This window comes from Streptomyces lydicus (assembly GCF_001729485.1).
GTDB classification, from domain to species: Bacteria; Actinomycetota; Actinomycetes; order Streptomycetales; family Streptomycetaceae; genus Streptomyces; species Streptomyces lydicus_D.
In genome coordinates this window covers 8,167,048-8,186,832 of sequence record NZ_CP017157.1, presented here as the reverse complement: position 1 = coordinate 8,186,832, position 19,785 = coordinate 8,167,048, and the positions used below count along the sequence as shown (strand labels likewise).

The window sequence follows — 19,785 nt, the reverse complement described above, 5'->3', positions numbered from 1 at the left end:
CCCGCCATATATCAACGGTCCACTTTCTCACCTGAGCCGGACGGGTCGGAGCTTTCCGAACCGGTGTCCGGCGTGGGGTCACTCGGCTGCTCGGGAGCGTCTCCGTCCGTGCCGCCGTTGTCTCCGTCCGTGTCCGTGCCGCCGTCGGAGCCGTCCTCGGCGGGCCGGTTCCCGGTCCGCTTGCGCTGGAGATAGATCCGTACGCCGGCCAGGACGAGCAGCAGCACACCGCCCGCGATGACGAGCATCACTGTGGCGGTGATCTCCGTGACGTTCACCTGGAACGTCATGGGCTCACCGTAGGGCTTTCCGTCCGCCGTGTAGAGCTGGGCGGTGACCCACGCGCGACCGTTGGCGTTGGCCGTGGTGTCGAACTTGAACGACTGGCTGTGCCCGCCGTCCACGGTGATCTGCTGGGACTTTCCCGCGTCCAGACGGTTGGGCTGGGACGAGGTCAGCTTCAGCGTCATGTTCTTGACGCCCTGGACCAGGTTGTTCTGGACCGTCACCGGAATCGTGGCGCTGCGCCCGGAGAGCGTGGCCTCCGACTTCTGGATCAGGTGGACCTTCTTGGTGAGCCCGTCGAGGTAGTTGCGCACCGAGTGACGGAACGCCGACGCGCCGGAGTCATGGCCCCGCCACTGCGTCGACATCTCGCGCATCATGGCGTTCCCGAACGGCGTCACCACCCGCTCCGGCTGGGCCAGGATGACCTGGAAGTCGTCCAGCTCGGCCTGGGTGCCCTGGATCTGCCGGAATGCCTCGGTGGGGAGTTCCTGCCTGCGCAGCGAGGACGGGTAGGCGGCGCCGCTCGGCACGCTGCGGCTGGCGGCGGGATCGGGCTTGGCCTTGGCCGCGGCGCTGAGGTTCACCGACTGGGTCCAGCGGCCGGACTCCTCCAGCTCCCGCAGCGCGGTGGCCATCGCCTGGGCCTGGCTGACCGACGGCATGCGCTGTGGCGCGACGACGACGCTGCGCTGCCGGTCGGGGTCCTGGAGGCTGACCATCTGGGTCTGGGCGAGGAACTCCTGCACGGCGTGCGAGGAGCCCCCGGCCTTCGCCATGTCCCCTTCGAAGGCCCGGGAGAGCGTGGCGTCCGACACGATCGCGGTGTTGCCGCCGCCGATCGGGCGGGCCGCGGTCGGGGTGTAGGACAGCCGGCCGTTCTCGCGGAGGCTGTCGCTGCGGGTGATCACGTTGTGTGCGCCGGCCGAGGTGGCCACATCGACGACGGAGGAGTCGATCGCGCCGTCCGCGGGCCACGCGAAGTCTGTGCGCGGCTTCACACCGAGGATCGTGTCCACGGTCTTGTCGGCGAGGTCGGTGGCCGGGCCGAGGTGGCTGAGCGCGCTGGGCACGCCCTTGCCGTGGTGGGCCAGCGCGGCCAGATCGGGGTCGCCGAACGGCAGCGCGACGACCTCGTGCGTCTTGACCGCCTCTTCGAGGTCGTGCAGCCACTGCTTGGCGACCGCCTGGTTCTTGCCCATCGGGCCGTCCGGGCCGTTGACCCGGTACGACTTGGTCATCGCGTCGACGGTGGCGAGCAGGTCGGGGTCGATGACGAAGGTCACCGGCAGGTTCTTGCTGAGCGCGACCATCTGCTGCAGCCGGCCGCCGGGGGCGAGCTCGGCCGCGAGGTCGTCATTGCGGAACACCGGGGTCTGCTGGGCGTCGGCGTCCGTCTCGGCGGTGAGGTGGGTGGAGGAGACCAGCGGCCACAGGTACGTGAGCTGCGTCTTCTTGCCGGCGTCCGCGGTCTGCCAGGGCAGGAACGTCCGGTCGATGCCGAGGACGTGCTCGGAGGGATCCGCCTGCGAACGCCCTGACAGTGAGATACCGAGCTGATACACACCGTCGTCGGAGAGATTGAGGTCCTTGGCCGGGACGCTGAGGCTGAAGGGGCGGCTGACGCCGGGCTCCAGCTTGTCGATCTTCTCCTTGTGTCCCTTGACCTCGGGGCCGTCCACCCCCGGCAGATAGCCGCTGGTGCGGTGCGACATCGCCTCGATGGCGCTCCGGCTGCCCAGGGCGTCGCCACGGTGCATGCCGACATGCGCGCCGGTGATCGTGCTGCGGCTGTCGTTGGTGAGGGTGCCGGAGACGGTGACCGTGTCGCCCTTGGTGGGCGTGGTGGGGGTCATCGAGTCGATGGTCACGTCGACCGAGTGGGAGTCGCCCGGGGCGGCCTGCGCGGCGGGAGCATGCGGCATCTGGAGCAGCCCCATGAGCAGGGGTGCTCCGGTGAGCAGTGTCACGGTCCTTCGCAGCCATCGACCACGCGGCCGTTCAGTCACCTGGAACCCTGCCGCCTCGGCCACGCGCTCGTCCGTCCCTCGTCGTCGTCAGTGGTCGTCGGAATGTGCGTCCACGAATGGTAACGAGGCCCGGCGCGCCTGAGTGCCGGGGACTGCTCCACATGATCGCGGAGCGGACGGCCCCGCGACCGTCCTGTCCCCTTTATTACGGGACGCCTCGTGCTGCGCGGCCACGTACCCTGTTCTGTTGTGCCGAACGCCAACAATGACCTCCCCACTCCGCACGCCGAGCGGACGCCGCAGTCGACGAACGCGCTGAACCATGTGCAGCGGCGCGCCGTGAGCGAACTGCTGCGGGTATCCCCCGTCGCGGATGATCTGGCCCGCCGATTCCAGGAGGCCGGGTTCACGCTTGCCCTGGTCGGCGGCTCGGTGCGGGATGCGCTGCTCGGCCGGCTCGGCAATGACCTGGATTTCACCACGGACGCTCGCCCCGAGGACGTCCTGAAGATCGTCCGGCCGTGGGCGGACGCGGTCTGGGAGGTCGGCATCGCCTTCGGCACGGTCGGTTGCAAGAAGGACTCGTTCGACATCGAGGTCACGACCTACCGTTCCGAGGCGTACGACCGCACCTCGCGCAAGCCCGAGGTGTCCTACGGCGACTCCATCGAGGACGACCTGGTCCGCCGGGACTTCACGGTGAACGCCATGGCGGTACTGCTGCCGGAGAAGGAGTTCGTCGATCCGCACGGCGGCCTGGAGGACCTGGCCGGCCGGGTGCTGCGGACGCCGGGGACGCCGGAGGAGTCGTTCTCGGACGACCCGCTGCGGATGATGCGTGCGGCCCGTTTCGCCGCTCAGCTGGACTTCGAGGTCGCCCCCGAGGTCGTCGCCGCGATGACGGCGATGTCGGACCGCATCGAGATCGTCTCCGCGGAGCGCGTACGGGACGAGCTGAACAAGCTGATCCTCGCGCCCTACCCGCGCAAGGGGCTGCGGCTGCTGGTCGACTCCGGCCTGGCCGACCGGGTCCTGCCCGAGCTGCCGGCCCTGCGGCTGGAGAGTGACGAGCATCACCGGCACAAGGACGTCTACGAGCACTCGCTGACCGTCCTGGAGCAGGCGATCGATCTCGAAGAGGACGAGCCCGATCTGGTGCTGCGCCTCGCGGCCCTGCTGCACGACATCGGTAAGCCCAGGACGCGCCGCTTCGAGAAGGACGGCCGGGTCTCGTTCCACCACCATGAGGTGGTCGGGGCAAAGATGACCAAGAAGCGCATGGCCGCACTGAAGTACTCGAACGACATGATCAAGGACGTCTCGCTGCTGGTGGAGCTGCATCTGCGCTTCCACGGTTATGGAACCGGCGAGTGGACGGACTCCGCGGTCCGCCGCTACGTGCGTGACGCCGGCCCGCAGCTGGAGCGGCTGCACAAGCTGACCCGTTCCGACTGCACCACCCGCAACAAGCGCAAGGCCGCTGCCCTGTCGCGCGCCTATGACGGGCTGGAAGAGCGCATCGCACGGCTGCAGGACCAGGAAGAGCTGGATGCCATCCGTCCGGACCTGGACGGCAACGACATCATGGAGATCCTGGGGCTCCGTCCGGGGCCTGAGGTCGGCAAGGCGTACAAGCAGATGCTGGAGCTCCGGCTGGAGCACGGCCCCATGGAGCGGGAAGCGGCGATCGCGGCTCTGAAGGAGTGGTGGGCCACGCAGGGCTGATGTTTCACGTGAAACGGGCGGTCGAGAGGCCGCCATGTTTCACGTGAAACATGGCACAGAAGGACGGCCGGGGCGGTGTTTCACGTGAAACACCGCCCCGGCCGTCTTCGGGCGGACGTGTGGCCCGCGTTACTTCGTGGGCGTCAGGCAGAGCACCATGGCGGTGTCGGCCCGCCTGCGACGGTGCACGGTCTTGACGTAGGCGTCCTCTCCGGCGGAGCAGACGGACGTGTCCGAGGTTCCGTTGTGCACCTGGGACACCTTGTACTGGGCATCACCGCCGCCGCAGTCGACCACTTCGAGACCGTCGTCGAGCGCGCTGCTGGACTTCTTCACGCAGTCGCCGGCCTCGGCGTTACCGGCGTCGTTCAGGCTGGTGAGCCAGAAGAACGCGAAGGAGCCCAGGACCAGGACGACTCCGATGGCCTTCAGAATCGACTTCGGCGAACGGTTCTTCGCGGGCTGCGGAGGGGGCCCGGGAGGCCCGCTCTGCATGTACGGCTGCGGCGGCGGCGCGGGGTAGCCCTGCTGCGGCTGCCCGTACGGAGCGTGCTGCGGCTGTCCGTACGGCGCCTGCGGCTGCTGCGGGTAGGCGTAGCCGGCCTGAGGCTGGCCGAAAGGGGCCTGGGGCGCGGGCGGTCCCGGTGGGTACGGGCCCTGACCGTAGGGCTGCTGTCCGTACGGTGGCTGACCGTAGGGGCCGGCGCCGGGCGGCGGCATGCTCATGGAACTCCCCCGATTTTGTTGTGTACAGGCTCGTGTTGGACGCCCGTAAGGTATCCGGTCCGGGTGACGCGCCGCGGAGCCGGTTCAACCGGGCCGCGAGCCGGCCGTACCTAACCCCGCCTGAACCGGACCAATGCGGCAGCGACCGCCGCGTAGAGCACGGTGACCGTGAGGAGCAGAGCGGTTGACCGGCCGTCGGGTGGCAGCATGAGGGCGGCGACCGCGGCGGCGCCCACGAAGGCCACGTTGAACAGCACGTCGTAGAGGGCGAAGATGCGGCCGCGGAAGGCGTCGTCGACCGACGACTGGACGACCGTGTCCGTGGAGATCTTGGTTCCCTGGGTGCCGAGACCGAGGACGAAGGCCGCTGCCAGCATCGGTCCCGGCTCGAAGAAGAGGCCGAGGGCCGGGACCAGTACCGCGCCCAGGGCCGCACAGCACGCGATCCAGCCGAAGGCGGTGAACCGCGCGACCGCCCACGGCGTGACCACGGCCGCCATGAAGAAGCCCGCGCCGGACACCAGGACGGTGATCCCGAGCAGGGCCAGACCCTCGGCCTCGGTGTCCGCCCAGGAGTACCGGCAGAGCATCAGCACCGAGACCGTCAGCGCGCCGTAGCAGAACCGGATCAGCGTCATCGCGGTCAGCGCACGGGCCGGAGTGCGCCGTTCGGCAAGGTGGCGCAGCCCCTCGACGAGACCTCGCACAGTGCTCAACAGGGCTTCGCCCAGCCGCGGTTGGAGACTTGTCGGGTCCGGCCCGAGCAGCTGGGGCGCCATCCGCAGCGCGGTGAGCGCCGAGCAGAAGTAGAGGGCCGCGGCGAGCAGCACGACGAACGTGTCCACATGCGGGCCGGCCAGCCGGACGGCGAAGGCGAGCCCGCCGCCGGCCGTGGCGGCGAGCGTGCCGGCCGTCGGGGCGAGGGAGTTGGCCATGACCAGCCGCGGTCCGCCGTCGACGACTCGTGGGAGGGCCGCGGAGAGCCCGGCCAGTACGAAGCGGTTCACCGCGGTCACCGCGAGGGCCGAGGCATAGAAGAGCCAGTCGGCCACCTTCCCGACGATCAGCGTCGCGGTCGCCAGAGCCAGCAACGCCCGCAGCAGGTTGCCGTACAGCAGGACCTGCCGACGCCGCCAGCGGTCGAGCAGCACGCCGGTGAACGGACCGAGGAGCGAGTACGGCAGCAGCAGGATCGCCATGGCCGAGGCGATGGCCGCGGGCGAGGTCTGCTTCTCGGGCGAGAAGACGACGAAGGCGGCGAGCGCGACCTGGAAGACGCCGTCAGCCGCCTGGGACAGAAGCCGTGCCGCAAGCAGCGACCGGAAGTCGCGTAGCCGGAGTAATACGCGGAGATCGCGCACAGCATGCATGAGGAACAGCCTCACACAGCCCGCAGGCCCCCGGGTGGAATACCCGGGGGCCTGCGAAGGGAGGTGGGGACGGGCGCCTCAGCGCTCGACCTCGCCGTTGATGAACTTCTCGACGTTCTCCCGGGCCTCGTCGTCGAAGTACTGCACCGGCGGCGACTTCATGAAGTACGAGGAGGCGGAGAGGATCGGGCCACCGATGCCCCGGTCCTTGGCGATCTTCGCGGCGCGCAGCGCGTCGATGATGACGCCCGCGGAGTTCGGGGAGTCCCAGACCTCGAGCTTGTACTCGAGGTTCAGCGGGACGTCGCCGAAGGCGCGGCCCTCGAGGCGGACGTACGCCCACTTGCGGTCGTCCAGCCAGGCCACGAAGTCCGAGGGACCGATGTGGACGTTGTCCTCGCCCAGCTCGCGGTCGCGGATCTGGGAGGTGACGGCCTGCGTCTTGGAGATCTTCTTGGACTCCAGGCGCTCACGCTCGAGCATGTTCTTGAAGTCCATGTTGCCGCCGACGTTCAGCTGCATCGTGCGGTCCAGGATGACGCCCCGGTCCTCGAAGAGCTTGGCCATCACGCGGTGCGTGATCGTGGCGCCCACCTGCGACTTGATGTCGTCACCGACGATCGGGACACCGGCCTCGGTGAACTTGTCCGCCCACTCCTTGGTGCCGGCGATGAAGACCGGGAGGGCGTTGACGAACGCGACCTTGGCGTCGATGGCGCACTGCGCGTAGTACTTCGCGGCGTCCTCGGAGCCCACAGGGAGGTAGCAGACCAGGACGTCGGCCTTGCTGTCCTTCAGGGCCTGGACGATGTCGACCGGGGCCTCGGTGGACTCCTCGATGGTCTGGCGGTAGTACTTGCCCAGCCCGTCGAGGGTGTGGCCGCGCTGGACCTGGACGCCGGCGTGCGGCACGTCGCAGATCTTGACGGTGTTGTTCTCGCTGGCGCCGATGGCGTCCGACAGGTCGAGGCCGACCTTCTTGGCGTCGACGTCGAAGGCGGCGACGAACTCGACGTCACGCACGTGGTAGTCGCCGAACTGCACGTGCATGAGGCCGGGCACACGGCTCTTCGGGTCGGCGTCCTTGTAGTACTCGACGCCCTGGACCAGCGAGGCGGCGCAGTTTCCCACGCCGACGATGGCTACGCGAACCGAACCCATTCCGGTTGCTCCCTGTGTTCTCGATGAGGCTCTGCGCGGCAGAACCTCATGTGGTGGTGTCATCGGACGGATCCGGCCGGGAACCACCCCGGTGCCGGGGCAGGCCGCCCGTATCTCCTGACTGGTTCTTCTTGTGCTGCGCTGCGGGACCCGGCGCGCGCTGATCGCGCCCGGCGCGTTCGCTCTCGATGAGCTCGTTCAACCAACGGACTTCACGCTCCACGGACTCCATGCCGTGGCGTTGCAGTTCGAGGGTGTAGTCGTCCAGCCGCTCGCGGGACCTGGCCAACGAGGTACGCATCTTCTCCAGGCGCTCCTCCAGCCGGCTGCGGCGGCCCTCCAGCACGCGCATCCGTACGTCCCGCGACGTCTGGCCGAAGAACGCGAAGCGGACGCCGAAGTGCTCGTCCTCCCACGCATCCGGACCGGAGTGGGCGAGCAGTTCCTCGAAGTGCTCTTTGCCCGCTGCGGTCAATCGGTAGACGATCTTGGCTCGGCGCCCCGTCAGAGCCGCGGCGGAAGCACCGTCCGGGGCGCTGTCCGTCTCCTCGACGAGCCAGCCGTTCGCGACCAGCGCCTTGAGGCACGGATAGAGGGTGCCGTAGCTGAACGCACGGAAGACCCCGAGCGAAGTGTTGAGCCGTTTTCGCAGCTCGTAGCCGTGCATCGGGGACTCGCGGAGCAGACCCAGAACGGCGAATTCGAGGATGCCGGAGCGTCTGCTCATCCTTCGCCTCCCTGGACCGGTGCGTTCTTTATGCCGTGCTGATGTATCGATTCGATACATCCAGACGATAGAACGGCCACCTGGGCGGAACAAGCGGGGTGACGGTGAACGGCGTCACATCACCAATTCATACGAGCCGAGCTGACTGATTTGGAGTGAATTTCAACGCTGGGCAGGTTTTGGCCGTGCGTAGTCTGTGCGGCATGCAGACTGCCGGGAACCGTGGGCCGATATCTGGCGTCCCCGTCCTCGGTGTATTGCGGCCCACGGCTCTGGCGTGGTCCGTGCATCGGGGGGACCTGAAGACAACTGCCGCCTTCAGGCGACGAGATAGCGCGCCTGCCCGAGGAGTATCCGTTCCATGAGCGAGCACCGTCGCAAACCGCCGCAACCGCAGAGTGGCGGACGTGCCGCGGCCCGACGCGCCGCACAGCAGCCATCGGGGCGTCGTGCTGCGCCTTCGCGTGGCTCCGCCGCCGATCACACCCCTTATCCCGATTCCGATCCGTCCGGGCAGGATTTCCGGCCGGGCGGGCGCGCGGAAGCCCGTAGAGCCGCGCAGCGTGGCGGCCGTCGCCGGACGTCCGACGCTGCGGCGATGGGTGCCGGGGGCGGCGCCGGCGGCCGCGGTGGCGGCGGCCGCGGCGGCGGTGGAGGCGGTGGCCCCGAGGGCGGCCGCGGGCGCGGACGGGGCAGCGGCAAGCCCGCCAAGCGTCGTCTGATCGATTACCCGCGGGCCAACCGTGTCGGCTGGCGGCGTTTCGTACCGTCCTGGAAGCAGGTCGCCAGCCTGTGCATCGGGTTCGCCGGTCTGATCGTGGGTGTCTCCGGTGTGGCGCTGGCGCTCGTGAACGTGCCCAACGAGAGCGACGCCGCCAAGTCGCAGAACAACGTCTACCTCTGGGCCAACGGCAAGATCATGGCTCGTGACGGTGAGACGAACCGGCAGAACGTCAACATAAACGAAATCCCGAAGTCCATGCAGAATGCAGCGATCTCCGCGGAGAACGCTTCCTTCCGCACGGACTCGGGTGTGGACCCGATGGGTATCGCCCGCGCCGTGCTGAACATGGCCCGGGGCGGCGAGACCCAGGGTGGCTCGACCATCACGCAGCAGTACGTGAAGAACGCGATGCTGAGCCAGGAGCAGACCCTTGACCGCAAGTTCAAGGAGCTGTTCATCGCGATCAAGGTCGGCTGGTCCAAGACCAAGAACGAGATCCTCCAGGGGTACCTCAACACCAGCTACTACGGTCGTGGTGCCTACGGCATCCAGGCGGCGGCGCAGGCGTACTACGGCAAGGACGCGAAGAAGCTGACGCCGGACGAGGGCGCCTTCCTCGCGACCGTGCTGAAGGGCGCGAACCTCTACGACCCCGCGGGCGGCACCGGTCCCGGGGCCACGAAGGCGGAGAACACCCAGCGGGCCAAGGCGCGGTGGTCCTGGATCCTGGACCGTGAGGTCGCCAACAACCTCATGCCGAAGGCGCAGCGGGCCAAGTACACCAAGTTCCCGATGCCCAAGCCGCCCAAGCCGGTGGCCAACAAGAGCGGCCAGATCGGCTACTTGATGGATGTCGCGAAGAAGTACGTGCTGAAGCACGCGCACATCACGGAGCCCCGGTTCGACAAGGGCGGCTACACGATCCGGACGACCTTCGACGAGAAGAAGACCAAGCAGCTCACCGAGGCGGTCAAGAAGGTCGACAAGCGGTACATCGATCCCAAGAAGCGCGCGAAGGACAAATACGTCCAGTTCGGTGGTGCTTCCGTGGTGCCGGGCGACGGCAAGATCGTCGCGTTGTACGGCGGTGAGGGCTACGACAAGGGTCACTTCAGCAACAACGCCGACACCTTCGGTGTGCCGGTCGGCTCGACCTGGAAGCCGTTCGTGCTCGCCGCGGCGATGAAGTACGGCACGCCCCAGACACGTCCCCAGGGCCTGTCTCCGGACAGCCGCTACAACGGCAACGACCACCTCAAGGTGAAGGACGCCGCGGGGAACTACGTACTGAAGCGGGACAACTCGCCCTTCTACCAGGAGAACGAGAGCAACCACCGCTGGGGCTACATCAGCCTGGTCAAGGCGATGGAGCAGTCCGTGAACACGCCGTTCGTCCAGCTGGGCATGGACGTGGGCATGGACAAGGTCCGGGACATGGCGCAGGCCGCCGGTATCTCGGAGGCCAGCTTCGACAAGAACCTCAACCCGTCCTTCGCACTGGGCACCTCCACCCCGAGCGCGATCCGTATGGCCGACGCCTACGCGACGTTCGCCGACTCGGGGACGAAGGTGGAGCCGTACTCGGTGACCAAGGTGACGTCCGAGGGCGTGGACCTGCCGGGCTTCGACAGGCCGAAGCAGGAGACGGCGATGGACTCCAACATCGCCAACAACGTGACCAAGGTGCTGCAGAACGTCATCCAGAACGGCACCGCGAAGGAAGCCCGGCGGCTGGGTATGCCGGCGGCGGGCAAGACCGGCACCACCGACGAGAACAAGTCGGCCTGGTTCGTCGGCTACACCAAGCAGCTCTCGACGGCCATCACGATGTTCCGTGAGGACGCGCAGAACCCGCGTCAGCTCTCCATGAACGGCGTCGGTGGCTTCGACTCGATCCACGGTGGTGCGCTGCCCACCGAGGTGTGGACCGAGTACATGCTGCAGGCCATGAACGGCGTGAGCCCGGAGCAGTTCCCGGCGGCCATCCCGATCGGGCAGAAGGGGGACGAGGCCGGAATGCCGTCTCCGACGCCGACGCCCACGCCGTCGGACACTCCGTCGCAGACGCCGTCGAGCTCTCCCAGCGATTCGCCCTCCCCGACGAACTCTCCGAGCCCGAACCCGACCGACACCTGTTCCCCGTGGGACGTCAACTGCCGGAACACCGGTGGGACGGGCAACACCGGAGGCAACGGCAACGGAGGAGGGAACGGCGGACCGGGTGGCGGACCGGGCGGCGGCCCCGGCGGCACGAGTCCGACGCCCAACCCGACGGACGCGAACGGTGGCGGCGGCATCTTCGGAGGGCCCACCGGCTAGGACCGTCGACCGTTTCACGTGAAACGTTGACGCGTTTCACGTGAAACACGGCGCCACGAAGCCCCCGTCCCGCTTGACCGGACGGGGGCTTCGCCACGTTCTGCGCGGGGCCGTACGGCAGGATGGGGCCATGACGAGCGCGCGACAGGACGAGCCGGTACGGCCGACGAAGCGGGACGAGGTGGCAGCGGCCGGCAGTGAGCTCGTCGGTGGGCCGATCGGCCGGCGCGCCCTGCTCGGCACGCACTGGCTGACGCCGGTGCGGATCATCGCTCTCGTCGCCATCGGGATGTTCGCGCTCGGCATGGTGCAGAAACTGCCCTGCTACAACGGTGGCTGGTTCTTCGGCGCGACGAGCCAGTACACCCACGCCTGCTACTCCGACATCCCGCACCTGTACGCGGGCCGGGGCTTCGCCGACGGGCTGATCCCGTACTTCGACCGGCTGCCCGGGGACATGGAGTACCTCGAATACCCCGTCCTGACCGGCGTCTTCATGGAGGTGGCCTCCTGGGTGACGCCGCACGGCGGCGACCTCCAGTCCCGTGAACAGGTCTATTGGCTGGTCAACGCCGGCATGCTGATGATCTGCGCGGCCGTCATCGCGGTGTGCGTCGCCCGGACCCACCGGCGGCGCCCCTGGGACGGCCTCCTCGTCGCTCTGGCGCCTGCCGCCGCCCTCACCGCCACCATCAACTGGGACCTGCTGGCGGTCGCCCTGACCGCCGCCGGGATGCTCATGTGGTCCCGCAGCCGGCCGCTGGCGGCCGGTGTCCTGATCGGGCTGGCGACCGCGGCGAAGCTGTACCCGGTGCTGTTGCTCGGCCCGCTGCTGGTGTTGTGCTGGCGCGCCGGCGCCTGGCGGGCGTACGGGAAGGTGGTGGCCGGAGCCGTGGTGTCCTGGCTGGTGGTGAACCTGCCGGTGATGATCACGCATGATGCGACGGGGTTCCACATCCGGGAGGGCTGGGCGAAGTTCTACACCTTCAGCCAGGAACGGCCCATCGACTTCGGGTCGGTCTGGCTGCTGATCTCGCAGCGCACCGGGAATCCCCTGGAGAACGCCAACACCTACGCCACGCTGCTGATGATCCTCGGCTGCGGCGCGATCGGGCTGCTCACCCTCTACTCCCCGCGCCGGCCGCGGTTCGCCCAGCTCGCCTTCCTCGTCGTGGCGCTGTTCATCCTCACCAACAAGGTCTACTCGCCGCAGTACGTCCTGTGGCTCACCCCGCTGGCCGCGCTGGCCCGGCCGCGCTGGCGGGACTTCCTGGTCTGGCAGACCTGCGAGGTCATGTACTTCCTCGGCATCTGGATGTACCTCGCCTACACCGGCAACGGGGACAAGCACCAGGGACTGCCGACGGAGGGCTATCAATTCGCCATCGCGCTGCACCTCTTGGGCACGCTGTACCTGTGCGCAGTGGTCGTGCGCGACATCCTGATGCCCGAGCGCGACGTGGTCCGCAGGGACGGCGACGACGACCCCTCGGGCGGGGTCCTGGACCGCAGCCCCGATGTCTTCGTGCTCGGACGGGCTTACCACCCGCCCCGGCACGCGGTGCACTTCGAGAAGGTGCCGCCGGTGCGCTGGGGCGCCGTACGGGAGTGAGCCGGCAGTCACGGCATACACAGCGGGCCCGGTGCCGCAGAGGAGATCTGCGGCACCGGGCCCGTGTGCTGTGCGGAGCTCGGTAGCGGCGGCTCAGCGGTCCACGAGGCGGTCGAACTGGGTCGTGGTGTGCCGCAGATGGGCCACCAGCTCCTCGCCGACCTGCGGCTGCGGCGCGTCCCCCGGCACGAACAGGATCGACACCTGCATGTGCGGGGGCTCGGCGAACCAGCGCTGCTTCCCGGCCCAGACGTATGGCGCGAGGTTGCGGTTGACGGTCGCCAGACCGGCCCGGGCCACGCCCTTGGCGCGCGGCATCACTCCGTGCAGTGCCTTGGGCGACTCCAGGCCGACGCCGTGCGAGGTACCGCCGGCCACCACCACGAGGTAGCCGTCGGAGGCCGCCTTCTGCTGCCGGTAGCCGAAGCGCTCGCCCTTGGCGACCCGGGTCACGTCGAGCACCGAGCCGCGGTACTCGGTGGCCTCGTGGTCGCCGAGCCACAGCCGGGTACCGATCCGTGCGCGGAAGCGGGTCTGCGGGAACTGCTGCTGCAGACGGGCCAGTTCGTTGGCCTTGAGGTGGCTGACGAACATGGTGTGCAGCGGGAGACGGGCGTTGCGCAGCTGGTCCATCCAGCCGATGACCTCGTCGACGGCGTCGGAGCCGTCGGCGCGGTCGAGCGGCAGATGCATCGCGAAGCCTTCGAGCCGTACGTCCTCGATGGCGGCGGCCAGCTTCGGCAGGTCCTCCGGCTTCACGCCGTGGCGCTTCATGCTGCTCATGACCTCGATGACGACCCGGGCGCCGACCAGGCCGCCCACGCCCTCGACCGAGGAGACCGAACGGATCGCCCGGTCCGGCAGTGGCACCGGCTCCTCGCCGTGCCGGAACGGCGTCAGGACGAGCAGGTCACCGCTGAAGAAGTCCTTGATGCGGGCCGCCTCGTAGGTCGTGCCGACCGCGAGGATGTCGGCACCCAGGCGGGTGGCCTCTTCGGCGAGGCGCTCGTGGCCGAAGCCGTAACCGTTGCCTTTGCAGACCGGGACCAGCCCGGGGAACTGCTGGAGAACGCTCTGCTGATGCGCCCGCCAGCGCGCGGTGTCGACGTAGAGGGTGAGCGCCATGGCCGGGCCCGGAACCTTTCTCGTGGCTGGGGTGTGTCAGGAGTACGGACGGTGCGGTGGAGTGGTCAGCGACGCGACATGTAGATGTCGAGCGCCTTGTGCAGCAGCTTGTTGAGCGGGAAATCCCACTCCCCGAGGTACTCAGCTGCCTGCCCGCCCGTGCCCACCTTGAACTGGATCAGGCCGAAGAGGTGGTCGTTCTCGTCCAGCGAGTCACTGATGCCACGGAGGTCGTAGACCGAGGCACCGAGCGCGTAGGCGTCCTGCAGCATCCGCCACTGCATCGCGTTCGAGGGACGGACCTCACGGCCGATGTTGTCCGAGGCGCCGTAGGAGTACCAGACGTGGCCGCCGACGACGAGCATCGTCGCCGCCGAGAGGTTCACGCCGTCGTGGCGGGCGAAGTAGAGCCGCATGCGGTTGGGGTCCTCGGAATTGAGGGCCGTCCACATGCGCTGGAAGTAGCCGAGCGGCCGCGGACGGAACCGGTCCCGCTCCGCGGTGATCTCGTAGAGCCGCTGCCACTCCGCGAGGTCCTCGTAGCCGCCCTGGACGACCTCGACGCCGGCCTTCTCGGCCTTCTTGATGTTGCGGCGCCACAGCTGGTTGAAGCCCTTGTGGACCTCTTCCAGCGAGCGGTCGGCCAGCGGCACCTGGAAGACGTAGCGGGGCTGCACGTCGCCGAAGCCGGCGCCGCCGTCCTCGCCCTGCTGCCAGCCCATGCGGCGCAGCCGGTCGGCCACCTCGAAGGCGCGCGGCTCGATGTGCGTCGCCTCGACGTCCCGCAGCCGCTTCACGTCCGGGCTCTGGATGCCGGACTTGATCGCCGCGGAGTCCCAGCGCCGGATGACGACCGGCGGGCCCATCTTCACGGAGAACGCACCCTGCTGCTTGAGGTGGCTGAGCATCGGCTGCAGCCAGTCCTCCAGGTTCGGCGCGTACCAGTTGATGACCGGGCCCTCGGGCAGGTACGCGAGGTACCGCTTGATCTTGGGCAGCTGGCGGTAGAGGACCAGGCCGGCGCCGACCATCTGGCCGCTCGGGTCGAACCAGCCCAGGCTTTCCGCACGCCATTCGGCCTTGACGTCCGCCCAGGCCGGAACCTGCATGTGGCTCGCCGCGGGCAGGCTCTGGATGTATGCCAGATGCTGCTCTCGACTGATGGTCCTCAGGGTCAGGCTCATGCGGGGCGCTCCTCGGCAGGTGTGTCCCCTTGGTCGGGGCTCCGGCTCTCGCGCCGAAGCCTACTGTGACCGGGGAGCGCCCCGTCTGGGCCATACGGGCTGGGCCCCGTATGCCGCATCGTGTGGCGGACGCCTCAGCCGATGACGCCGCCGAAGAGGCCGCCGTGGGCCAGGCCGAGGTAGAAGCCCAGGGCGGACGCGCCGAGGCCGATGATCAACAGGAATCGCTCGCCTGTCGTCGACGAGATGAACTGTCCCCACAGGCCGGTGCCGATACCGATCAGGCCGACCCAGGAGCTGACCAGGTGCAGGCTGGGAGAGAGCGTGGTGAAGACGGCGATCGCGCCGAGCACCACAGTCACGAGGGCGAAGGTGTTCTCGACGGGATGGTCCTTGCCGTCGCTGTTGAGAAGCGAGAGCAGAGAGCGCTGGGTCCTAGCTGCCTGTGCCATGCGGCACCTCCGATGACAGGGCGGCGCACTGTAACGCCGCTCACACCCGTTGTGTTCCAGATTGAGGGGTGCACCGGTCGGATTTCAACCGGAAGGCTTCAGGCAGGTACTCTGTACGGTCTGCGCCCCTTGTCTGTCCGGCCAGCCGGACGGGCCCGGCGCGCAACGCATACGACCCTCCTGCCACGGAACGACCGTGGCCGCTGAGTCCAAAGGAGGTGGGTTCTACATGCGTCACTACGAGGTGATGGTCATCCTCGACCCCGATCTCGAGGAGCGCGCTGTCTCCCCGCTGATCGAGAACTTCCTCTCCGTCGTCCGTGAGGGCAACGGAAAGGTCGAGAAGGTCGACACCTGGGGCCGTCGTCGTCTCTCGTACGAGATCAAGAAGAAGCCCGAGGGCATCTACTCGGTCATCGACCTGCAGGCCGAGCCTGCGGTCGTCAAGGAGCTCGACCGTCAGATGAACCTGAACGAGTCGGTCCTCCGGACCAAGGTTCTCCGTCCCGAGACCCACTGAGCGCGTCAGCGTCCAGCGGTAACCGGGTCCGAGTAGCAGCAACACCAGCAGCCAGCAGCACACCCGCCGAGAGGTTCCCCTAATGGCAGGCGAGACCGTCATCACGGTTGTCGGCAATCTTGTCGACGACCCCGAGCTGCGCTTCACCCCGTCCGGTGCGGCGGTCGCGAAGTTCCGCGTCGCGTCCACTCCCCGCACCTTCGACCGTCAGACCAATGAGTGGAAGGACGGCGAGAGCCTGTTCCTGACCTGCTCGGTGTGGCGTCAGGCGGCTGAGAACGTCGCCGAGTCCCTTACGCGGGGTACCCGCGTGGTCGTTCAGGGTCGCCTCAAGCAGCGGTCCTACGAGGACCGCGAGGGCGTGAAGCGCACGGTCTACGAGCTCGACGTCGAGGAAGTGGGCGCGAGCCTGAAGAACGCCACGGCCAAGATCACCAAGACCAGCGGTCGCGGTGGCCAGGGCGGCGGCGGCTTCGGCGGCGGTCAGCAGGGCGGTGGCCAGGGTGGCGGCGGCTGGGGCGGCGGCCCCGGCGGCGGTCAGCAGGGTGGCGGCGCTCCCGCCGACGACCCGTGGGCGACCAGCGGTCCTGCCGGCGGCGGTCAGCAGGGTGGCGGCGGTGGCTGGGGCGGTAGCTCCGGCGGTGGCTACTCGGACGAGCCGCCCTTCTAGGTCCGACCACCGGCGCGGCGCGGCACCGTTTCACGTGAAACGGCGCCGTGGAACGGCCGGGCGGTGCGGCCTGAGGGCGACAGCACAAACTTCTTGAACTCATTGGAGAGAGACAATGGCGAAGCCGCCTGCTCGCAAGCCTAAGAAGAAGGTTTGCGTGTTCTGCAAGGAGAAGATCTCCTACGTCGACTACAAGGACACGAACCTGCTGCGGAAGTTCATTTCCGACCGCGGCAAGATCCGTGCCCGCCGAGTCACCGGCAACTGCACTCAGCACCAGCGTGACGTCGCCACGGCCGTGAAGAACAGCCGTGAGATGGCGCTGCTGCCCTACACGTCCACCGCGCGATAAGGGAAGGGTGACCGAATCATGAAGATCATCCTCACCCACGAGGTCTCCGGCCTCGGCACCGCCGGCGACGTCGTTGACGTCAAGGACGGGTACGCCCGCAACTACCTGGTCCCGCGTGGTTTCGCGATCCGCTGGACCAAGGGTGGCGAGAAGGACGTCGAGCAGATCCGTCGCGGTCGCAAGATCCGCGAGATCGCCACGATCGAGCAGGCCAACGAGGTCAAGGGCCAGCTCGAGGGCGTCAACGTGAAGCTGGCCGTCCGTGCCGGCGACGCGGGTCGTCTGTTCGGCTCCGTCACCCCGGCCGACGTCGCCTCGGCGATCAAGGCCGCCGGTGGTCCGGACGTCGACAAGCGTCGCGTCGAGCTGGGCTCGCCGATCAAGACCCTGGGCGCGCACCAGGTCTCCGTGCGTCTGCACGCCGAGGTCGTTGCGAAGCTGGGCGTCGAGGTCGTCGCCGCCTGATCGCAGGACAACGCCGAAGGGCCGCACCCCCGTCATCGGGGTGCGGCCCTTCGCCGTGTCCGGGGCCGCGGCCGGCCCGGGCTCAGTCCTTGTCCTGGGCGCGCCGGTACAGCACGGCCACGTCGTCGTCGAAATAGGCCGCGTAGGAGACATCGTCCTGGTCGCCGCCGCCCTCGTGGCCGCCCAGCACACCGATGACCGTGCCGGTGTGGCTCTTGGGGTCGTAGTCGGCCAGCCAGGGGCTGCCGCTCGTACCGCCCTCGAAGTCGGTGCACTGGATGCGCATCTGGGTGTCGCTGTACTTCGTGGTGCGGTTCTGGCAGGAGATCGGGGTGTCGCGGCTGGTGGGATAACCGGTGATCTTGACCTCGTTGTCGAAGCCACGGTCTATGCCCAGCGTGTTGCCCCCCAGGACGTCCTGGATCTGCTTGCCGTCCTTCTTGTCGAGGATCAGGAAGGCGACGTCGAGGTCTTCGTCCTGCGACTTGGCCCAGCGGTCGTCGACGATCACCTTCTTGACCTTCCACAGGCCGGTGGGCTCGTCGCCGTCGCGGTAGTCGGGGGCAAAGACGAGGTCGTTCACGGTGGAACCGGCCTCGGCGTCGTAGGCGCAGTGCGCCGCCGTGATCAGCATGTTCCGGCCCGGGCTCTGCACCACGCTCGCGGTGCAGAAGTGGTCGCCGGAGTCGTCCTTCTCGAAGACCGCGCCGACCCGGGCGTTCTGCTCGGTCCTGCGCGGGGTGTACGCGTTGCCGTCGTCGGCCGGGGCCGTGGCGGCGGGATCCTGGTCCTGGGGGTCCTGGCCCGACTCGCCGGACTTGCCGAACGTTCTGTGGCTGGGCACGCTGCCGGCGGTATTGGACTCCTCCGCGGCATAGCCCACCACGGCAGCGGCCATGATGACGACGACCGTCAGGGGCAGCACGGACTTCCAGGCAAGCGAGCGCACACGGTCATTATCAGCATCCCTTGTGTGTTGCGGGAGATGCTTCAGCGGGAGGCTCCGGTCACAATCCACCGTCCGGACCGCGTGCGCAGCCACAACGTCAGCATGCGGACGGTCATCATCAGGGCCATGGCCCACCACAGCGCGACCAGTCCGCCGCCGAAAGCGGGCACGGCCAGCGCGGCCGGTGCGAACAGGGCGAGCGTCACCAGCATGGCCCCGGCCAGATAGGGGCCGTCCCCCGCGCCCATCAGGACGCCGTCGAGGATGAAGACGATCCCGGAGACCGGCTGGGTCAGCGCCACCACCAGGAGCGTGGTCATCAGCGGGTTCTGCACGGCGGGGTCGGAGGTGAAGAGCGGGATGAACAACGGCCGGGCGAGCGCGACCAGCACGCCGAGGATCGCGCCCGAGGCGATGCCCCACTGGACCATGCGCCGACAGGCGGCCCTGGCGCCGTCGGCATCACCGGCACCGAGGTAGCGGCCTATGATGGCCTGCCCGGCGATGGCGATCGCGTCCAGGGCGAAGGCCAGCAGGGACCACAGTGTGAGCACGATCTGATGGGCGGCGATCTCCGCGTCGCCGAGCCGGGCGGCGATCGCGGTGGCGATCAACAGGACGGCACGCAGCGACAGCGTACGGACCAGCAGCGGCACGCCGGCCTGGGCGCAGGCGCGGATGCCCGCGGCGTCGGGGCGCAGCGAGGCGCCGTGTCGCCGGGCGCCGCGGATCACCACGGCGAGGTAGACCACGGCCATCCCGCACTGGGCGATAACCGTCCCCCAGGCGGAGCCGGCGATGCCGAGGCCGGCTCCGTAGACCAGGCCGACGTTGAGCGCCGCGTTGGCGGAGAAGCCGCCGATGGCGACGTAGAGCGGGGTCCGGGTGTCCTGGAGGCCGCGGAGCACTCCGGTGGCGGCCAGCACGACGAGCATCGCGGGTATGCCGAGCGCGCTGATGCGCAGGTAGGTCGTGGCGTGCGGAGCGGCGGTCGCGGAGGCGCCGAAGGCTTCGACGAGCCAGGGTGCGGTGGGCAGCACCGCGACGACGACCGCGGCGCCGAGCAACAGGGCGAGCCAGATGCCGTCCATGCCCTGGCGGATCGCGGCGGGCAGGTCGCCGGCACCGACCCGGCGGGCCACCGCCGCGGTGGTGGCGTAGGCGAGGAAGACGAAGACGGAGACGGCGGTGGTGAGCAAGCCAGCGGCGACGCCCAGACCGGCGAGCTGGGCGGTGCCGAGGTGGCCGATGACGGCACTGTCGACCATGACGAAGAGGGGTTCCGCGACCAGTGCGCCGAACGCGGGCAGGGCGAGGGCGATGATCTCGCGGTCGTGGCGGCGGTCGGTGCGCCGCGCGGTCGCGGGAGCCTGTGTCATGCACTCAATCTAATCTTCCACAGGTAAGAGATGCAAGGCGCTAGTGATCCTTACTTTCCGCTCTGCGGAG

The 19,785-nt window shown here is 68.6% G+C and carries 17 protein-coding genes; 7 read left to right on the top strand and 10 right to left on the bottom strand.

Annotated elements, in window-relative coordinates:
- Positions 1 to 11 precede the first annotated feature (11 nt).
- Complete coding sequence (locus SL103_RS35565) at positions 12 to 2,318, bottom strand: DUF6049 family protein (RefSeq protein ID WP_208870014.1); 2,307 nt, start codon at positions 2,316 to 2,318, stop codon at positions 12 to 14.
- A 186-nt stretch (positions 2,319 to 2,504) separates the two neighbouring features.
- Here SL103_RS35565 and SL103_RS35560 point away from each other — a divergent pair, with 186 nt between their 5' ends.
- Positions 2,505 to 3,980, top strand: coding sequence for a CCA tRNA nucleotidyltransferase (locus SL103_RS35560; protein ID WP_069573189.1), 1,476 nt, complete (start codon positions 2,505 to 2,507; stop codon positions 3,978 to 3,980).
- 129 nt (positions 3,981 to 4,109) lie between these two features.
- Here the strand turns inward: SL103_RS35560 and SL103_RS39125 are convergent, their stop codons facing one another.
- The 4 genes from SL103_RS39125 to SL103_RS35540 all read right to left on the bottom strand — a co-directional run bounded on the left by SL103_RS39125 (position 4,110) and on the right by SL103_RS35540 (position 7,964).
- Complete coding sequence (locus SL103_RS39125) at positions 4,110 to 4,706, bottom strand: LppU/SCO3897 family protein (RefSeq protein ID WP_244304124.1); 597 nt, start codon at positions 4,704 to 4,706, stop codon at positions 4,110 to 4,112.
- A 110-nt stretch (positions 4,707 to 4,816) separates the two neighbouring features.
- Positions 4,817 to 6,076, bottom strand: coding sequence for an MFS transporter (locus tag SL103_RS35550; protein WP_069573188.1), 1,260 nt, complete (start codon positions 6,074 to 6,076; stop codon positions 4,817 to 4,819).
- 78 nt (positions 6,077 to 6,154) lie between these two features.
- On the bottom strand, positions 6,155 to 7,237 hold the full coding sequence (locus SL103_RS35545) for an inositol-3-phosphate synthase (protein ID WP_069573187.1): 1,083 nt from the start codon (positions 7,235 to 7,237) through the stop codon (positions 6,155 to 6,157).
- Positions 7,238 to 7,283: 46 nt separating this feature from the next.
- Positions 7,284 to 7,964 carry a PadR family transcriptional regulator gene (locus SL103_RS35540; protein ID WP_069573185.1) on the bottom strand — a complete coding sequence of 227 codons (681 nt, stop codon included), beginning with the start codon at positions 7,962 to 7,964 and terminating at the stop codon, positions 7,284 to 7,286.
- Between the two features lie 361 nt (positions 7,965 to 8,325).
- Between SL103_RS35540 and SL103_RS35535 the strand changes: the two genes are divergently transcribed.
- Positions 8,326 to 11,007 (top strand): transglycosylase domain-containing protein, encoded by a 2,682-nt coding sequence (locus tag SL103_RS35535; RefSeq protein ID WP_069573184.1) that lies wholly within the window; start codon positions 8,326 to 8,328, stop codon positions 11,005 to 11,007.
- 130 nt (positions 11,008 to 11,137) lie between these two features.
- A complete protein-coding gene (locus SL103_RS35530; protein WP_069573183.1) occupies positions 11,138 to 12,619 on the top strand; it encodes a glycosyltransferase family 87 protein in 1,482 nt (493 codons plus the stop codon).
- A gap of 93 nt (positions 12,620 to 12,712) precedes the next feature.
- Here SL103_RS35530 and SL103_RS35525 read toward each other — a convergent pair whose 3' ends face one another.
- The 3 genes from SL103_RS35525 to SL103_RS35515 form a co-directional block, all read right to left on the bottom strand.
- A complete protein-coding gene (locus SL103_RS35525) occupies positions 12,713 to 13,744 on the bottom strand; it encodes an alanine racemase (protein ID WP_069573182.1) in 1,032 nt (343 codons plus the stop codon).
- Between the two features lie 65 nt (positions 13,745 to 13,809).
- Positions 13,810 to 14,928: a lipid II:glycine glycyltransferase FemX gene (locus SL103_RS35520; protein WP_069573181.1), complete on the bottom strand. Its 1,119-nt coding sequence runs from the start codon at positions 14,926 to 14,928 to the stop codon at positions 13,810 to 13,812.
- Positions 14,929 to 15,062: 134 nt separating this feature from the next.
- On the bottom strand, positions 15,063 to 15,380 hold the full coding sequence (locus SL103_RS35515) for a hypothetical protein (RefSeq protein WP_033267020.1): 318 nt from the start codon (positions 15,378 to 15,380) through the stop codon (positions 15,063 to 15,065).
- 229 nt (positions 15,381 to 15,609) lie between these two features.
- On the opposite strand from SL103_RS35515, the gene rpsF reads away from it, so the two are divergent.
- The 4 genes from rpsF (at position 15,610) to rplI (ending at position 17,387) form a co-directional block, all read left to right on the top strand.
- Complete coding sequence (rpsF, locus tag SL103_RS35510) at positions 15,610 to 15,900, top strand: 30S ribosomal protein S6 (RefSeq protein ID WP_006604399.1); 291 nt, start codon at positions 15,610 to 15,612, stop codon at positions 15,898 to 15,900.
- Between the two features lie 82 nt (positions 15,901 to 15,982).
- The gene (locus SL103_RS35505) at positions 15,983 to 16,570 is read left to right on the top strand and encodes a single-stranded DNA-binding protein (protein ID WP_069573179.1); all 588 of its coding nucleotides are present in this window, start codon (positions 15,983 to 15,985) and stop codon (positions 16,568 to 16,570) included.
- Positions 16,571 to 16,685: 115 nt separating this feature from the next.
- Positions 16,686 to 16,922 carry a 30S ribosomal protein S18 gene (gene rpsR, locus SL103_RS35500; protein WP_003978893.1) on the top strand — a complete coding sequence of 79 codons (237 nt, stop codon included), beginning with the start codon at positions 16,686 to 16,688 and terminating at the stop codon, positions 16,920 to 16,922.
- An 18-nt stretch (positions 16,923 to 16,940) separates the two neighbouring features.
- Positions 16,941 to 17,387, top strand: a complete 447-nt coding sequence (gene rplI / locus SL103_RS35495) for a 50S ribosomal protein L9 (protein WP_069573178.1) — start codon at positions 16,941 to 16,943, stop codon at positions 17,385 to 17,387.
- Between the two features lie 82 nt (positions 17,388 to 17,469).
- Here the strand turns inward: rplI and SL103_RS35490 are convergent, their stop codons facing one another.
- The gene (locus SL103_RS35490; protein ID WP_069573177.1) at positions 17,470 to 18,336 is read right to left on the bottom strand and encodes a trypsin-like serine peptidase; all 867 of its coding nucleotides are present in this window, start codon (positions 18,334 to 18,336) and stop codon (positions 17,470 to 17,472) included.
- Between the two features lie 41 nt (positions 18,337 to 18,377).
- Positions 18,378 to 19,715: an MATE family efflux transporter gene (locus SL103_RS35485; RefSeq protein WP_069573176.1), complete on the bottom strand. Its 1,338-nt coding sequence runs from the start codon at positions 19,713 to 19,715 to the stop codon at positions 18,378 to 18,380.
- Between the last annotated feature and the right edge of the window lie 70 nt (positions 19,716 to 19,785).

Excerpts from the sequence above, each read along its gene's own strand:
- SL103_RS39125 (WP_244304124.1), bottom strand. The coding sequence starts at position 4,706 with ATGAGCATGCCGCCGCCCGGCGCCGGCCCCTACGGTCAGCCACCGTAC.
- SL103_RS35550 (WP_069573188.1), bottom strand. The coding sequence starts at position 6,076 with ATGCATGCTGTGCGCGATCTCCGCGTATTACTCCGGCTACGCGACTTC.
- SL103_RS35545 (WP_069573187.1), bottom strand. The coding sequence starts at position 7,237 with ATGGGTTCGGTTCGCGTAGCCATCGTCGGCGTGGGAAACTGCGCCGCC.
- SL103_RS35540 (WP_069573185.1), bottom strand. The coding sequence starts at position 7,964 with ATGAGCAGACGCTCCGGCATCCTCGAATTCGCCGTTCTGGGTCTGCTC.
- SL103_RS35535 (WP_069573184.1), top strand. The coding sequence starts at position 8,326 with ATGAGCGAGCACCGTCGCAAACCGCCGCAACCGCAGAGTGGCGGACGT.
- SL103_RS35530 (WP_069573183.1), top strand. The coding sequence starts at position 11,138 with ATGACGAGCGCGCGACAGGACGAGCCGGTACGGCCGACGAAGCGGGAC.
- SL103_RS35525 (WP_069573182.1), bottom strand. The coding sequence starts at position 13,744 with ATGGCGCTCACCCTCTACGTCGACACCGCGCGCTGGCGGGCGCATCAG.
- SL103_RS35520 (WP_069573181.1), bottom strand. The coding sequence starts at position 14,928 with ATGAGCCTGACCCTGAGGACCATCAGTCGAGAGCAGCATCTGGCATAC.
- SL103_RS35515 (WP_033267020.1), bottom strand. The coding sequence starts at position 15,380 with ATGGCACAGGCAGCTAGGACCCAGCGCTCTCTGCTCTCGCTTCTCAAC.
- rpsF (WP_006604399.1), top strand. The coding sequence starts at position 15,610 with ATGCGTCACTACGAGGTGATGGTCATCCTCGACCCCGATCTCGAGGAG.
- SL103_RS35505 (WP_069573179.1), top strand. The coding sequence starts at position 15,983 with ATGGCAGGCGAGACCGTCATCACGGTTGTCGGCAATCTTGTCGACGAC.
- rpsR (WP_003978893.1), top strand. The coding sequence starts at position 16,686 with ATGGCGAAGCCGCCTGCTCGCAAGCCTAAGAAGAAGGTTTGCGTGTTC.
- rplI (WP_069573178.1), top strand. The coding sequence starts at position 16,941 with ATGAAGATCATCCTCACCCACGAGGTCTCCGGCCTCGGCACCGCCGGC.
- SL103_RS35485 (WP_069573176.1), bottom strand. The coding sequence starts at position 19,715 with ATGACACAGGCTCCCGCGACCGCGCGGCGCACCGACCGCCGCCACGAC.